At 63.4% G+C, this 15,678-nt stretch carries 14 protein-coding genes; 5 read left to right on the plus strand and 9 right to left on the minus strand.

What is annotated here, in order from left to right:
* Positions 1 to 2 precede the first annotated feature (2 nt).
* The 3 genes from tauB (at position 3) to tauD (ending at position 2,597) form a co-directional block, all read left to right on the plus strand.
* A complete protein-coding gene (gene tauB / locus M2395_RS27775) occupies positions 3 to 797 on the plus strand; it encodes a taurine ABC transporter ATP-binding subunit (protein ID WP_123431241.1) in 795 nt (264 codons plus the stop codon).
* Positions 794 to 1,633, plus strand: a complete 840-nt coding sequence (tauC, locus tag M2395_RS27780; protein ID WP_123431242.1) for a taurine ABC transporter permease TauC — start codon at positions 794 to 796, stop codon at positions 1,631 to 1,633. The genes tauB and tauC overlap by 4 nt, the downstream gene beginning before the upstream one ends.
* 124 nt (positions 1,634 to 1,757) lie before the next feature.
* A complete protein-coding gene (gene tauD, locus M2395_RS27785) occupies positions 1,758 to 2,597 on the plus strand; it encodes a taurine dioxygenase (RefSeq protein WP_041751907.1) in 840 nt (279 codons plus the stop codon).
* 57 nt (positions 2,598 to 2,654) lie between these two features.
* On the opposite strand, the gene lpdA is transcribed toward tauD, so the two are convergent.
* The 8 genes from lpdA to M2395_RS27825 all read right to left on the minus strand — a co-directional run bounded on the left by lpdA (position 2,655) and on the right by M2395_RS27825 (position 11,350).
* The gene (lpdA, locus tag M2395_RS27790; RefSeq protein WP_123431243.1) at positions 2,655 to 4,109 is read right to left on the minus strand and encodes a dihydrolipoyl dehydrogenase; all 1,455 of its coding nucleotides are present in this window, start codon (positions 4,107 to 4,109) and stop codon (positions 2,655 to 2,657) included.
* Entirely contained in the window at positions 4,106 to 4,867 is a 762-nt protein-coding gene (locus M2395_RS27795) for an alpha/beta hydrolase (RefSeq protein WP_169892889.1), read from the minus strand. Before M2395_RS27795 ends, lpdA begins: the two co-directional genes overlap by 4 nt.
* Positions 4,868 to 5,069: 202 nt before the next feature.
* A complete protein-coding gene (locus M2395_RS27800; protein ID WP_011058646.1) occupies positions 5,070 to 5,267 on the minus strand; it encodes a rubredoxin in 198 nt (65 codons plus the stop codon).
* Between the two features lie 37 nt (positions 5,268 to 5,304).
* A complete protein-coding gene (locus tag M2395_RS27805; RefSeq protein ID WP_015633761.1) occupies positions 5,305 to 7,284 on the minus strand; it encodes an alpha/beta fold hydrolase in 1,980 nt (659 codons plus the stop codon).
* An 18-nt stretch (positions 7,285 to 7,302) separates the two neighbouring features.
* Complete coding sequence (locus M2395_RS27810) at positions 7,303 to 7,623, minus strand: acyl carrier protein (RefSeq protein WP_011058644.1); 321 nt, start codon at positions 7,621 to 7,623, stop codon at positions 7,303 to 7,305.
* A gap of 52 nt (positions 7,624 to 7,675) precedes the next feature.
* Positions 7,676 to 8,632, minus strand: a complete 957-nt coding sequence (locus M2395_RS27815) for an acyl-CoA desaturase (protein WP_015633760.1) — start codon at positions 8,630 to 8,632, stop codon at positions 7,676 to 7,678.
* A gap of 31 nt (positions 8,633 to 8,663) precedes the next feature.
* On the minus strand, positions 8,664 to 9,572 hold the full coding sequence (locus M2395_RS27820; RefSeq protein WP_015633759.1) for an acyl-CoA desaturase: 909 nt from the start codon (positions 9,570 to 9,572) through the stop codon (positions 8,664 to 8,666).
* Positions 9,569 to 11,350, minus strand: a complete 1,782-nt coding sequence (locus M2395_RS27825) for a fatty acyl-AMP ligase (RefSeq protein WP_041115188.1) — start codon at positions 11,348 to 11,350, stop codon at positions 9,569 to 9,571. Before M2395_RS27825 ends, M2395_RS27820 begins: the two co-directional genes overlap by 4 nt.
* A gap of 371 nt (positions 11,351 to 11,721) precedes the next feature.
* Here M2395_RS27825 and M2395_RS27830 point away from each other — a divergent pair, with 371 nt between their 5' ends.
* Positions 11,722 to 12,768 (plus strand): GlxA family transcriptional regulator, encoded by a 1,047-nt coding sequence (locus M2395_RS27830; RefSeq protein ID WP_011058640.1) that lies wholly within the window; start codon positions 11,722 to 11,724, stop codon positions 12,766 to 12,768.
* Positions 12,769 to 12,782: 14 nt separating this feature from the next.
* Here the strand turns inward: M2395_RS27830 and M2395_RS27835 are convergent, their stop codons facing one another.
* On the minus strand, positions 12,783 to 14,378 hold the full coding sequence (locus tag M2395_RS27835) for a DHA2 family efflux MFS transporter permease subunit (protein ID WP_123431244.1): 1,596 nt from the start codon (positions 14,376 to 14,378) through the stop codon (positions 12,783 to 12,785).
* 77 nt (positions 14,379 to 14,455) lie between these two features.
* Between M2395_RS27835 and M2395_RS27840 the strand changes: the two genes are divergently transcribed.
* Positions 14,456 to 15,643, plus strand: a complete 1,188-nt coding sequence (locus M2395_RS27840; RefSeq protein WP_011058638.1) for an HlyD family secretion protein — start codon at positions 14,456 to 14,458, stop codon at positions 15,641 to 15,643.
* Positions 15,644 to 15,678 lie beyond the last annotated feature (35 nt).

The following is a 15,678-nucleotide window of genomic DNA, read 5'->3' on the forward strand; positions in this document are numbered from 1 at the left end:
TCATGGCCTTGCTACAACTGGAGCGCATCAGCGCACAGTACCCCGGCGCCGCCGAACCGGTGCTGGCGGATATTTCCCTGACCCTGGGGCCACAGCAACTGCTGGTCGCCCTGGGCCCTTCCGGCAGCGGCAAGACCTCGCTGCTGAACCTGATTGCCGGCTTCGTCGAACCCAGCGCCGGGCGCATCCAGCTCGATGGCGTACCGGTGCAGGGCCCCAGCGCCGAACGCGGCGTGGTGTTCCAGGACGATGCCCTGCTGCCCTGGCAGGACGTGCTGGGCAACGTCGCCTTCGGCCTGGAGCTGGCCGGCGTGGCCCGCGACAAGCGCGAAGCCCGGGCTCGGGAAATGCTTGCCCTGGTGGACCTGGCCGGCTTCGACAAGCGCCGCATCTGGCAGCTCTCCGGTGGCCAGAAGCAGCGTGTGGGCCTGGCCCGCGCCCTGGCGGCCGACCCGCGGGTGCTGCTGATGGACGAACCTTTCGGTGCCCTGGATGCCTTCACTCGCGAGCAGATGCAGGAGCTGTTGCTGCAAGTCTGGCGGCGCACTGCCAAGCCGGTGTTCCTGATTACCCACGACATCGAGGAAGCGGTGTTCCTGGCCACCGACCTGATTCTCCTGGCGCCCAACCCGGGGCAGATCGTCGAACGCCTGAACCTGGACTTCGGCCAGCGCTACGCCGCCGGCGAGTCGGCGCGGGCGATCAAGTCCGACCCGCGGTTCATCGAAACCCGCGAAAACGTGCTGGCCCGGGTGTTCTCCCAGCGCAGCGCCACCCAGCAGCAGGAGCGGCCATGAGCAGCTACGAGATTCCCGCCACCGCCACTGGCGATGCCAACCCCAAAGCGCCACAAATCGTGCGCCGCAGCCTGAGCACCCGCTGGATCAGCGTGCTGACCCTGATCGCCCTGCTGGCCTTGTGGTGGGCCGTCACCGCCACCGGCCTGATCGAGCCGCTGTTCCTGCCGCCCCCTTCTGCGGTGCTGCAAAAGGGCTGGTTGCTGGCCACCAGCGGCTACATGGATTCCACCCTATGGCAGCACCTGGCGGCGAGCCTGCAACGCATCGGCCTGGCCCTGGGCTTTGCCGTGCTGACGGCGATTCCGGTGGGCATCGCCATCGGCGCCAACCGCATCGCCCGTGGCGTGCTCGACCCTTTGATCGAGTTCTACCGGCCGATTCCGCCCCTGGCCTACCTGCCGCTGATCGTCATCTGGTGCGGCATTGGCGAGCTGTCCAAGGTGCTGCTGATCTACCTTGCGATCTTCGCCCCGATCGCCATCGCCACCGCCACCGGCGTGCGCACCGTGGACCCGGCGAAGCTGCGCGCCGCCCAGTCCCTGGGGGCTACCCGGGCCCAGCTGATTCGCCATGTGATCCTGCCCAGCGCCTTGCCGGACATCCTCACCGGCGTGCGCATCGGCCTGGGCGTGGGCTGGTCGACCCTGGTGGCGGCAGAGCTGATTGCCGCCACCAGCGGCCTGGGCTTCATGGTGCAGTCCGCCGCGCAATTCCTGGTCACCGATGTGGTGGTGCTGGGGATCCTGGTGATTGCCCTGATCGCCTTCGCCATGGAAATGGGCCTGCGCGCCCTGCAGCGCAAGCTGGTGCCCTGGCATGGCCAGAGCCACTGACTGGCGCCTGCCTTGCGTCGATTGCCCCGGTTGTCTGTAGCCGTGCATGCCAGCGATTTCAAGATTGATGCAGATAAACCGAATCCGACCACGCCGACGTCCGGCGCCGTACAAGAGAACGACCATGAGCCTGACCATCACTCCTCTAAGCTCCGCCCTCGGCGCCCAGATCGGCGGCATCGATATCAGCCAGCCCTTGAGCATCGAACATCGTGACGCCATCGAGCAGGCGCTGCTCAAGCACCAGGTACTGTTCTTTCGCAACCAGCCGGTCACCCCGCAGCAGCAGGCGCGTTTCGCCGCCTGCTTCGGCGACCTGCACATCCACCCGATCTACCCCAATGTGCCGGAGCAGCCGGAGGTATTGATCCTCGATACCGCCGAGACCGACGTACGCGACAACGCCATCTGGCACACCGACGTAACCTTTCTGCCGACCCCGGCCCTGGGCGCGGTGCTCAGCGCCAAGCTGCTGCCGGAGTTCGGCGGCGATACCCTGTGGGCCAGCGGCATTGCCGCCTACGAGGCGCTGTCGGAGCCGATGAAGAATCTGCTGCAGGGCCTGACCGCGACCCACGACTTCACCAAGTCCTTCCCTCTGGAGCGCTTCGGCAACACCCCCGAGGACCTGGCGCGCTGGGAAGAAACCCGGCGCAAGAACCCGCCGCTGTCGCACCCGGTGATCCGCACGCACCCGGTGAGCGGGCGCAAGTCGCTGTTCGTCAACGACGGCTTTACCACCCGGATCAACGAGCTGTCGGAAAGCGAAAGCGCAGCCATCCTGCAACTGCTGTTCGCCCACGCCACCCGCCCGGAATTCACCATTCGCTGGCGCTGGCAGGAGAACGACATTGCCTTCTGGGACAACCGCGTGACCCAGCACTATGCGGTGGACGACTACCGTCCACAGCGCCGGGTGATGCAGCGCGCGACCATTCTTGGGGATGTGCCGTTCTTGCGCTGAAACGCGGGGATGCAGCAAACCCCGGCCGCGCTGCATGAGCGGGGCCGGGGCCACTGGCTATTTGACGCCGGCGGGGGCTTTCTTCTTGCGATTGCCGATATGGATCGCCTGGCCATTCACGGCCAGCGCGGCTTCATGCAGGGCTTCGGACAGGGTCGGATGGGAGAACACCATCATCCCCAGGTCCTCGGCGCTGGTGCCGAACTCCATGCCGATGGCCCCTTCCTGAACCAGCTCCGCCGCGCCCGGCCCGATCACATGCACGCCCAGCACGCGGTCGGTGCCTGCATCGGCAATCACCTTGACCAGCCCGGCGGTGTCGTTGGCCGCCATGGCCCGGCTGCTGGCAGCGAACGGGAAGGTGCCGATGTTCAACTCGACGCCCTCGGCCTTGAGGGCCTGCTCGGTCTGGCCGACCCAGGCGATTTCCGGGTGGGTGTAGATTACCGAGGGGATCAGGTCGTAATTCAACGGGTGCCGATGCCCGGCAATCCCCTCGGCCACCATCACCCCCTCTTCAGAAGCCTTGTGCGCCAGCATCGGGCCGCGTACCACGTCGCCAATGGCGAACACCCCGGGAACGCTGGTGCAGCACTGGCCATCGACGTGGATGAAACCGCGTTCGTCCAGGTGCACGCCGCTGTCGGCGGCCAGCAGATCGGTGGTCAGGGGGCGGCGACCGACGGCGACGATCAGCCGGTCGAACACCTGCTGCTTGTCCTCGCCGGCCTCACTGAGGCTGACCTTGACGCTGTCGCCCTGCACTTCGCAGGCCGTCACCCGGGCGCCCAGGCGGATATCCAGGCCCTGCTTGCCGAGGATCTTCTGCGCCTCCTTGGCGATCTGCGCATCCACCGCCGGGAGGAAGCTGTCGAGGGCTTCCAGCACTGTGACTTCAGCCCCCAGGCGTGCCCAGACCGACCCCAGTTCCAGGCCGATGACGCCGGCACCGATCACCCCGAGGCGCTTGGGCACCTGGGTGAATTCCAGGGCGCCGGTGGAGTCCACTATCACCTCGCCGGCCAGGGGCGCCGCGGGAATGTCGATCGGCCGCGAGCCGGGAGCCAGGATGATATTGCCGGCGCTGATGCGTTGCGTGCTGCCATCGGCGGCGGTGACTTCCACTTCCTTGTTGGCCAGCAGCTTGCCGTGACCTTCCAGCAGGGCCACGCCATTGGCCTTGAACAGCGAGGCAATGCCGCCGTTGAAATTGCGCACCACGTTGTCCTTGCGCGCCAGCATGGCCGGCACATCCATCTGCGGATTGCTGATGCCGATGCCGTGCACTTCGAAGCCGTTGCGCGCTTCGTAGTAGTGGTGGGAACTGTCCAGCAGTGCCTTGGAGGGAATGCAGCCAACGTTCAGGCACGTCCCGCCCAGGGCGGTCTTGCCATCCTTGCCCTTGTAGCGCTCGATGCAGACTGTCTTGAGCCCCAGTTGCGCGGCCCGGATGGCGGCGACATAGCCGCCGGGCCCCGCACCAATAACGATCACATCGTAACTTTCACTCATAGGTTGCCGTCCTTTGCACAGACAAACTCGACCACGGCCTCCATGGTCGCGCTGTCCTTGAGAATTTTCAGATGGCCCAACCCGCGAGTCTGCAAGACTCGCCGGTGTCGCAAGCCTTCGGCGAAGGATTGCAGGTCATCTGCCGGGACTTCCTGATCCTGCTGGTCATGCACCAGCAGCACCGGGACCTCCACCTGGCGCCCATAACGGCTGACCGCCAGGCTAGCCATGTCCTTCTGATAGCGTTGCTCAACCAGAAGTTGCATGCGTTGCCTGACGTCATCGTTGATCCACAAAAATGCGCCAAAGCGCCGGACCACGTTTTCGATATCGGCCGGCGCGGCCACCAGGACCGCCCGCTGGAAACCCTTGCCGACCGGAGTGCTCAAGGCATACCCGGCGGCAGCGCCGCCCAGGGAGTGACCAATCACGGTGTCGAAGGGCCCCAGTTGCTTTTGCACCTGGTCGAGCATGCTGACGAAGGTCGGCAGCGAGGCCTGCCGACCGCCGCTGCCGCCATGGCCGATGCAGTCGAAGGAGAGGACCTCGCAGCCCTCCTCCAGCAACAGCGGGATCAGGTACTGCCACTGGGTGCTGGCGCCACTCCAACCGTGCACCAGCACCACCCGGCGCCGGACCTGCGGTGGAGTCCAGCGAAAGCAGCGCAGGCGCCCCTGGTCGGTTTCCAGGTCCTGCACCGTGGCGCTGGGCAAGGTCTGCGGAAAATGCTGGCGCAGCCGTTGTGGCGTCGTGAACATCTTCAGCGCCCGTGCTGCAGCGCGCTGGGGAAAAAGCCGCGACTCAATCCAGAAGCTGCAGCGAAGCAGCCCCAGAACCCCGTTGTAAATGCCCTTGAAGAGCATCTTCCTGAAGCTGTTGCGCCGGCCCCTGGCAGGTGCCGGCCTTGGCTCTTGGGTCGCCATCTTCCTTCCTCATCGACTACAGAATTCAAGCGCTGGGCTACAGCTTCACCATGTTGAAGTCCAACTTGCTCACGCCGCATTCCGGGCAGGTCCAATCCTCGGCAATGTCGTCCCAGGCGGTGCCCGGAGGCACCCCCGAATCCGGATCGCCAAGGCGTTGATCGTAGATCCAGCCACAGATCAGGCACATCCACAGGCCGGACTCGGCCACAGCGTTTTCAGCGTAGGTGCTCATGGGTGGTCAACCATCATCAAAGGGTTATGCGTTGTTCTCATGCGCTGGCCTGAGCCACTTCGGCCACCTTGACGTTCTCCACGAGGAACTGCGCCACCTGCTCCAGCACCGCGGCATCGGAGAGGATCCGCACATGCCCGAGCCCGGACACCGGCTCCAGCTTGGCCCATGGCATCAGCGTGGTGATCTGCTGCGCTTCGCAGAACGGCACGATCGGGTCGTTGAGGTCATGCAGCACCAGGGTTGGCAGTTGCAGGGCGTTGCCCAGCGCCGGGATATCCCAGTGCTCCACCGGCACGCCGTTACGTTTCCACAGTTCCCGGTGCATGGCCTGGACCACCGCCGGCTTGAGCTTCAGGTAGCCGTTGGCCCAGCGCTGGATCACCACCGGCAGGTTGGCCGGCGAGCCCAGCAGGCACAGGGCCTTGATCCGATGAGTCTCGGCCAGTTCGGCCAGGGCTCCGGTGGCGGCGATCCCGCCTAGGGAATGGGCAACGATACCCACCACGTCACCGAGGGCGACAATCGCCGCTTTCACCGCGTCCTTGAACTCGGTCATGGTGCTCAGCGAGCCCGGCGAGATGCCGTGGGCCGGCGCATCGAAGGTCGCGACCTTGAAGCCCTGGCGCTGCAGGACCCGGGTGAAGGAATACAGGCTGCGGCTGTCCGCACCCCAGCCATGGACCAGCAGGATGGTCTGGTTGCCCGTGCCCCACTGATAGCCATGGGGAACGCCGGGGATACCCTTGATATGGAAACGCTGGGCGCCCAGGGGGCTCATTTCCTTGTCCGGCTGCTTGATGTATTCCCGGGTGTAGCCGAACAGGTCGGTGGCCTTGGCCCCGGCGGTCTCCAGCGACACCGATCCCAGCACGCCCATGTAGCTGCGCAGCATCTGCTGCTTCATGGTCAACGGGCCGTTGGCGGCCCGGGCTCCGGGGGTGCTCGGGTCACCGGCCGCCTGGGCTGGTTGGTCGAAGGACTCATAGAAACCGTTCACCGGGTCGTACAGGTGGCAGCTACGCGCCACGTGCCACACGTCCTGCACGGTCATGGGCTTTTCCCGGACCATGCCGGGGAAGGCCGTCTTCAACGCGGCCTGGGCTTCGGGCAGGTTGTAGTGGGGAATGATCGGCGCCACATGGTGCGCGGTGTGCACCGAAATGTAGTGGGTCAGGAACAGCAGCCACTTGGGGTACATGTAGTCGGTGGTCAGCAGCAGGCGGCTGCTGTTGAAGCTCCAGTGTTCCTTGGTGAGGAACGGGGTCTCGTCGCTGATGTGGTGCATCATGGTGGTCAGGCTGAACCAGGCATGGGTCGCCAGCCACGGGGCGATGAAGTACAGGAACAGGCCGGTGAAGCCGGTGAAGTAGACCAGGGTCGGCAGGTAGATCAGCGCAGCCACCACCATGAACAGGATCGAGCGACGCACTTCGTTGCGCGCTTCGAGCTTGTGGAACATCGACGGACGGAAGCCCGAGTGACGCTGGTAGTTGACCGTGCCCAGCCAGAACAGCCAGGTGCGGGTGCTGCTGTAGACCAGCTTGTCCCACCAGGGCATGGCGTCATATTGCACGCGCAGCACCGGGCGCCAGTCGACGTCCATTTCCAGGTTGTTGGTGTTGGCGTGGTGCATGTTGTGCATGTGGCGCCAGCCGTGGAACGGGTACAGCAACGGCAGCAGCGCGATGTGCCCGAGGATGTGGTTGAAGCTGCGGTTGCGCGAGAACGAGTTGTGCCCGCAATCGTGAGCGACACAGAACAGGCCCCAGCCGCCCAGGCCCGCCACCAGCCACAGCGGCAGGTAGAACATCCAGTGCACGTGGGCGACCGCCACGATGGCACCGATGTAGAGCATGTAGCTGACGACGAAGCTGAGCATCCCGCGCCATACCCGCGGCTGATACAGGTGCTTGGGGATTGCGTCGGTCAGACGCAGGCCCTCGATCTCCTGAGAGCGTCGGAGCAGGTCATTGAATTTATCGTTTTTTTGCGAGGGCATCTGTGCAATGGCCATGGCCAAGCTCCTGCGAAGTCAAACTTCGGATGTGGTCAGTTCATTGGCCAGGTATTTGGACAGGTCATCGATGCTGGAGTATTCGAACAGCAGGGCCGGCGACAGGCGCTGCTCCATGAACTTCTCCAGGTCACCCGCCACTTTCACCGCTACCAGCGAATCGAGGCCGTAGGACTCGAAGCTGCGGGCGGTATCGACCTGGGAAGGATCGATCTTCAAGAGCGCGCCCATCTTCTGCACCAGCCAATGCTTGATGCTGTCCTCGTTGAGTTCGACCGCCGCCTGTTTTTTCTCTGAGAAGCTCAGAGTGCTCAGCAAATTGGAGATGAAATTGGACATAGGATCTTCCTTGATGAGTGAGGTGGTTAATACGATCAGCCGATTGGGCGTTTCAGGACGAGGCCTGGCGCTTGCGGACTTTGTCGATCATTGCCTGGGACGGGGAACGCAGGTCTGAGACCAGTCTCAGCTTGCCCATTAACGCCAGTGTCCAGCCCGACAGGTCGGGCTCCCACCAGTGCACGCCATGCCGGTACCAGGCAGGGAATGCGTGGTGATTGTTTTGCAGCCCCTCGCCAAAGGTGAGGAAGGCCACGATCCAGTTGTTGGTGCTCTGGTCGTGGGTCACGAACGGGCGAGCGCCGTAGCGGTGGCAGATGGAGCCCACACACCAGGCCGCCTGGTTGGCGACGAAGATCCGCGCCAGGCCGCCGAAGATCAGGCCGCTCCAGGCACCGGACCAGCTCTGGCTGACCAGCCCGCCGATCACCCCTGGCAGGATTACCCCCAGGGCCACCCAGAACAGGTAGGTCTGGTTGTAGAAGAACAGCCGGCGGTCGCGCAGGATGTCCGGGGCGAAGAAGTTCCAGCTCGACATGTCCGGGGCCAGCATCCACGGCATGTGCGCATGCCACAGCCCCTTGGCCCGTTGCCAGCGGCTCTGGCCCATGAGGTTGGGGGAATGCGGGTCACCGTGCTGGTCACTGTAGGTGTGGTGCCGGCGATGGGTGGTGACCCAGAACAGGATCGGCCCCTGGGCCGCCATGCAACCGGCGATCAGCATCAGGCTGCTCATCAGCCGCGAGGTCTTGAACGCACGATGGGCCAGGTAACGGTGGTAGCCCATGGAAACCCCGAACATCTGCACCGCGTAGAACACCGCGAAGAGGATGAAATCCAGGGCATGGACCTGGCCGGTGAACCATAGCCGGATTGCCTCGAAAGTCCCGAACAGGGGCACCAGCATGACTGCCAGCGCGATCCGCGCCTTGGTCCTGGCCGCACTCGGGCTCAGCTGGGCAACCCCGCCGACCTCTGGTGTCGCTGTGTTGGTGAGTATCTCGTCCATGAATTGCTTCCTGTGAGGTAGGGACCGGCAATCAGCTTTCTGAAGGTTCTGCAGCCACGGTCGGGCCGGGCCGTTTGACATCCCAGGCCAGGCCGCAGAGGGCGAGCAGCTCGATGAACAGGCCGCCAATATCCAACTGCCAGGGTTTCAGGCCGGCATGGGCCAGCGCCGGGAAGGCATGGTGGTTGTTGTGCCAACCGCCCCCTACCGTCGGAATCGCCAGCCAGAACACGTTGCGGCTGGTATCCCGGGTCTTGTGGTCGCGGCCGCCAACCCGGTGGGCAAAGGAGTTGATGCACCAGGTGGCGTGGTCCACCAGGAAGATCCGCACGAAGCCGCCCCACAGCAGGCCGCTGAGCGCGCCCTCCCAGCTGCGGGTTATCAGCCCGCATGCCAGGCTGGGCAGCAGCAGGCCGAGGATGATCCACAGGTAGTAGCGCTGGTTGATCTGCATGATCAGTCGATCGCGCAGCAGGTCCGGCACGAACTGGCTCCAGTTCTGCTTGCGCAGGCTGAACAGCCAGCCCAGGTGAGCGTGCCACCAGCCCTGGATATTGCCGATAAAACCCGCCTTGAGCGGACGCGGCGAATGCGGGTCGCCTTCCTTGTCGGTGAAGGCGTGGTGCTGGCGATGGGTCGCCGCCCAGAACAGGATCGGGCCCTGCGCCGCCATCGAACCGGCGATGCCGAAGAATGCGGTGATCACCGGGCCGGCCTTGAACGCATGGTGGGAAAAGAACCGGTGCATGCCCACTTCCACTCCCAGGGCGGTCAGCAGGTACATGCTGGCCAGCGCGCCGATTTCCAGCCAGCCGATGCCCTGATGCCAGGCCAGCACCAGGGCCACCACGGTGCCCACTGCCGGAGTTGCGACCGTCAGCCAGGCCAATTGCCGCTCGCGCTGGCCGGTGCGGTCGATATGAGGATTCATGGCCGTCATGACAGGGCATCCGTAGCAGTTTTAAGGGTAGGTGCCGCAGCCGCGCGACTGGCGCCATAGCGCGCCAGCGTGTCGTTGAGCAGGGCCTTGCGGGTGGCCTGGCGCTGGACCTTGCCACTGGTGGTCAGTGGAATGCCGCCCATGGGCGCCAGGTGGATGCGCGCCGGGGCCACGCCGAACTGGCTGACCAGCGCACTGGTGATCACCTGGCGCAGCTGTTCCTGCTGGGCTTCATCGAGTTTCTCGCTGCGCTTGACCTCGGCCACGATCGCCAGTTGTTCCTGCTGACCGTTATCGATGCCCACCGCCACGCAGCCGTTGCTGCGGATGCGCGGGTCGGCGCTTTCCACCGCCAGCTCCAGGTCCTGGGGATACAGGTTGCGCCCGGCAATGATGATCAGGTCCTTGAGGCGCCCGGTGACGAACAGCTCATCGCGGTGCAGCGCGCCAAGATCGCCGGTGCGCATGAAACGCCCATGGATGCCCGGCAGGCTGGCGCGAAACACCTGCTGGCTCAGCGCTTCCTTGCCCCAGTAGCCGGCGCCCACGTTGTCGCCCTGGACCCAGATCTCGCCGATCTGGCCGTCCGCCACCGGTTGCAGGCTGACAGGGTCGACAATCGCCACACGCAGGCCCGGGGCGACCCTGCCGCTACTGACCAGCGGCAGGGCCCGGGCATCCTCGGCATCGACGATGGCCAGGGTGCCACTGGCGAGTTGGTCCCGATCCACCTGGGTATTGAACGCCGGCTCATCGTGGCGCTTGCCCGAGACCAGTACGGTGGCCTCGGCCAACCCGTAGCAGGGGCCCAGGGCCGCCGGGTTGAAGCCGGCGGCGGCAAAACGTTCGGAGAAGCGCGCCAGGGTGCTCTGGCGCACCGGCTCGGCCCCGCAATAGATAGCCTTGAGCTTGCTCAGGTCGAGCTCTGCCAGTTCCTCGTCGGTGATGTTTTCGACACACAGGTCGAAGGCGAAGTTGGGCGCGATGGTGACGTCGGCGCCGTACCTGGACACCGCATCCAGCCAGCGCAGCGGCCGCTGGACAAAGTGCCCGGGGCTGATGAGCACGGTAGGGAAGGCATCGAAGATCGGCTGCAGGATTCCGCCCATCAGGCCCATGTCGTGATAGGGCGGCAGCCAGCTGCAACCCACGCGATTCCTGGCCGGGCCCATCCACTGGCTGGCACTGCGGCAATTACTGTAGAGGTTGTCGTGGGTCAGCATCACGCCCTTGGGCGCCGAGGTGGAGCCCGAGGTGTATTGCAGCAGGGCCAGTTGGCCGTGGGCGAGCGCCTGCCCGCGCCAGGATGAATCCGCCTCGGCCAACTGCTCCGGGTCAACCCACTGGGGCGCGGGCAAATCACCCTGGAGCAGAGCGTTGACCCGCTCCTGGGACCGCATGAAGCGCGAGCTGGTGAGCACCAGTTGCGGATGGGCATCAGCGCAGATCAGTGCCAGCCGCTCCAGCCCCCGGGTCCCCACTGGGGGAAAGGCCGGGATCGCCACGGCACCGGCCAGCAGCAGGCCGAACAGTGAAACGATGTAGTCGATACCGGTCTCGAACAGCATCAGCACCCGTTTTTCACGGGGCTCGAAGATCTGCAGCGCGGCGGCCAATCGTTGACTACGCTTCCACAGTTCGGCGTAGCTGATCGACGCCTCCTCCCGCTCGCCATCGAGCAGATGGATGAAGGCAATGGCATCGGGTTGCCGCCATGCGCGATAGGCCAGTACTTCGGTAACCGAACTTAAACATTCGATGCCCGGGACTTCAGCCAACGGCAGATCATCAACTGCTACATGCGCTGAGATGGCTGGATTGACATCATTAAGATAATCACGAGGCACGGCGTAGTTCATTCAAAATCCTTTTTAAATGGAGAGCCATATATTGACCTGGAGGTCGTTTATTATTTTCAGCACTAAGGAACCGAACAAACGCCCCTAAGAAGGGGAGCTCTTACTAGGCAGTAGACAAAGATGTCATTTTATTGACAGAGCAACGCATTCACTTGATGAATGCATATTTTTTTATGTCCCACAGGGAATAGCGTGGGCAGGAAAGTGAAATCTGGATGCGTTGAGAAGTCTGCCACCAGCTTGTATATTTTGCTAATGCACAAATGGACACTTACAGGGAGAAAATGGACATGGATGTGCTCACGCTTATTGCGCTGGAAGGTGCCATGGGATCGAGTGTCGCGATCACCCTGGATGTGCTGCGAACAGCTAACCAGGTCGCCGAAGTCATGGGCCGGCCAACCATCACCTGGAAGATTATCGGCAGCAGCGAATCGGTTCGCATGCGCAACGGCATGCGCCTGGATGCCCAGCCACTGGACAAGGTCCAGGCCATCGAAGGCAGCATGCTGGTGATCCCGGGACTGGGGCTGGAGAACACCCAGGAGCTGGATTTCTTTGGCTGTCGCCGGGAAAAAAGGCTGCCTGGGCTAAGCCTGTCCAGCGAACTGATCACCCGGCTCGGGCACGCCGATATCCGCAAGCTCAGCCAGTTGGTGCATGACCATCACCGCCGCGGGCAGCAGACGGCGGCGTCCTGTTCAGCAGTTTTCGTCCTGGGTGAGGCGGGGGTTCTGGAGGGGCATACGGTCACCACTCATTGGCAACTGTATGAAACTTTCAAAGAGCGTTATCCCGAAGCGATACTCGACACAAAACGCATGCTTATTCATGACGGAAATATGATTACAGCAGGCGCAGGCATGTCGCAAATGGATCTAATGCTCTACATATTGCGTAATAAGATGGGCAATCAGATTGCTGAATTGACCATGCGTTATCTGTTGATAGATGGTCGACCGGCGCAATATCACTACATGGCCCTGTCCAACTTGCAAACGGAAAACCGTGAAGTTTTGTTAATGGAGAAGTTCATCGAGGATTGCCTGCCCAACGTTCCGCCACTGAGCACCATTGCCGAACACTTGCGTATAACCGAGAAGACCTTATCCCGCAGAATTCGTAGCGCCACGGGAAAGCCGCCCATGGCCTTCATTCAGAAAGTTCGCCTGCAACATGTTCAAAGCTTATTGGAAACCACCAATATGAGCATTGAAGAAGTTGCTTTCAAAGTGGGCTATGCCGATTCCACCGCTCTACGCCGCCTGATGTGGAAAAACATGGGCTGCACCCCCAGCCAGTTGCGCAAGACCCGCTCCGGGCCGCCGATCATCTAGGCCCCGGCTGCTTATCACTTCTCCTCCTCGGCTGCGCCTGGCACGGCCGGGGGCACCTTGCACAACGGCACCAGCAACAACGCCACCACGAACATCATCGCCATCAGGCGGAACACATCGCCAAAGGCCAGGGTCAGCGCTTCACGCCCCACCAGGCGGCCGAGAATGCCCTGAGCCATCAGGAAAGCGTGGCTGGCATCCGGTGTATCGGCGGCAATCTTCAGCGCCAGTTGGCCCATGAGTTCCTGGGCGGCGACAGCCTTGCTCCCCAGCGACTCGGACAGGCGCAGGACCTGAGTCCGGGCATCGTCCTGCAGCCAGGTGTTGACCGTAGCAATACCAATGGCGCCGCCCAGGTTGCGCATCAGGTTGAACAGCCCGGAGGCCTGGCGCAGTTCAACCCCCTGGAACGAACTCAAGGCCATGTTCACGCTCGGCACGATGCACAGCATCAGGAACAGCCCACGCGCCACCTGCGGCACCAGCAACTCATCGAATCCCCAGTTGGAGGTGACCCGGGAAGTCAGCCACAGGCTCAGCGCCAGGCCGAGGAAACCCACCGAGATGATCAGGCGCCGATCAACTTTTTCCGAGGCCCGGGCAGCAATAATCGTACTGACCAACTGCCCGATGCCCACGACAAAAACCGTGGTGCCGATTTCCAGGCTATCGAAGCCACGCACCCGGCCAAGAAACACCGGCACCAGGTAGGTCGACGAATAAAGGCCAAAACCGATCACCAGGTTCAACAGGCAGGCAATGGAAAAGGTGCGGTCGCGAAACGGCACCAGGGACACGATCGGGTTGTTCGAATACAACGAGCGCTCGATGAACAAACCAAAGGACACAAGGGACACCCAGGCCGCGATGACGATCCCGGTATCGCTGAACCAGTCCTTGCGCGGCCCCTCCTCCAGCACGTATTCAAAACACCCCAGGGCCAGCGCCATGGCGACGAAATGCAGCCAGTCGATACGCCGCAGCATGGACAGGTCCGGGCGATCCACATCGATCAGCAACGCCGCGCCGATGCAGATCACCAGCCCCGGCAGCACGTTGATGAAGAAGATCCAGCGCCAGTCCAGGTAGAAGGTCACCAGGCCGCCCACCGTGGGGCCCAGGGTCGGTGCCAGCACCGCGGTCATGCCAAGGATTGCCGGGACCATCGCCCGCTGCTTGCCTTCGAACAACACGAACCCCACAGCGAATACCGTGGGCACCATCGCCCCGCCGGCAAAGCCTTGCAGGGCCCGCAGCACGATCATCGACTCGATGTTCCAGGCCATCCCGCAACCCACGCTGAACAGGGTAAAGAACGCCGCGCTGGCAGCGAACAGCCAGCGGGTGGAAATCGCCTGGGCAAGAAACGCCGAGAAGGGAATCATGATCAGTTCGGCAATCAGATAGGCGGTCTGCACCCAGCTCACTTCATCAGGGCCGGCACTGAGCCCGGCCTGCACGTCGTTGAGCGAGGCCGCCACGATCTGGATGTCGATCAGCGCCATGAACATGCCGAAAGCCATGATCGTGAAGACCAGAAACTTGCGCTTGGTGGACTGTTGGCCGGGCTGGGCACCCGCTTCGGAGAGGTCAGTTGCGCTTGTCGTCACGGTAGGTACTTCCCTGTAGTATTGCGACCGACATGTGAATATTATGATCGTAATTCAAAACAGCATGGAGCTTCAACATGGAGCAGAGCACCCAGACTCAGAACGCCATCCTGCAAGCCGCCCAAGAGTCCGAGAAGCCGCGCAAGCGTTCCAAGCGCCCGCTGATCGCCGGCGCTATCGCCCTGACATTGGTAGCAGTCGGGGTTGGCTGGGTGCTGATGGCGCCGTCGACGCAGGCCACGGACGATGCCTACATCGCCGCCGATGCGACCTCCGTCGCGCCGCGGGTCCATGGCCTGGTGACAGAGGTGCTGGTCAAGGATCACCAGAACGTCACCGCCGGGCAGCCCCTGGTGCGCATCAACAGCGAAGAGTTCGACAGCCGGGTATCCCTGGCCGAAGGCGATCTGGCGGACAACCAGGCCCAGGTCGCCCTGGCCGAGGCCGCGCTGACCATCCAGGACGCCGAGCAGCGCCTGGCCAGTGCCCGCGTGCAGGCGGCGCGCACCTCGATCCGCACCAACCAGGCCGAATCCAAGCGTGCCGGTGCGGAGCGCAATCGCTTCGATACCCTGGTCACCACCGGCGCCGTGGCGCGCAACGAGGTGGAGAAATACAGCACCCAGGCCATCTCCGCCGAACAAGGCCTGGCCTACGCCCAGGCCATGTTGCAAGTGGCGGAGAACGACCTTGCGGTCACCACCGCGCAACGGCAACGCCTGCAAGCGCAATTGCAGATGGCCAAGGCCAAGGTGGTAACCGCCAAGGCGCGGCTGGAACTGGCCCAGCAGGACCTGCGCCACACCACCATCTATGCACCGATGGACGGCACCGTCGGCAATCGGCAGATCCAGGTTGGCGATTACGTGCAACCGGGTTCGCGCCTGCTGACCCTGGTGCCGCTGCATGACCTCTATGTACTGGCCAACTTCAAGGAGACCCAGACCCAGCACATGTACCCGGGGCAATCGACGCAGATCAAGATCGATGCCCTGCCAGGCGTCAGCATCACCGGCACCGTGGAAAGCCTGGCTCCGGGTTCAGGCTCGACCTTTGCCCTGCTGCCCTTCGAACCAGGCACCGGCAACTTCACCAAGATCGTCCAGCGGGTGCCGGTGCGCATTCGCTTCGACGCCAACCAGTCCGGCCTCGAACGCCTGCGGCCGGGCCTGTCGGTGACCGCCAAGGTCGACCTCGATGATCCCCAGGACCGCACTGTGGCCGGCAATCCGTCCTCCTTGAAAGTCAGCAGCACGACCAGGTAACGACGCCTGCCGCCCCGCTCCAGGCGGCAAAGCCA

The sequence above is a fragment of the Pseudomonas sp. BIGb0176 genome (assembly GCF_024810175.1).
In the GTDB taxonomy this organism is placed as follows: Bacteria; Pseudomonadota; Gammaproteobacteria; order Pseudomonadales; family Pseudomonadaceae; genus Aquipseudomonas; species Aquipseudomonas protegens.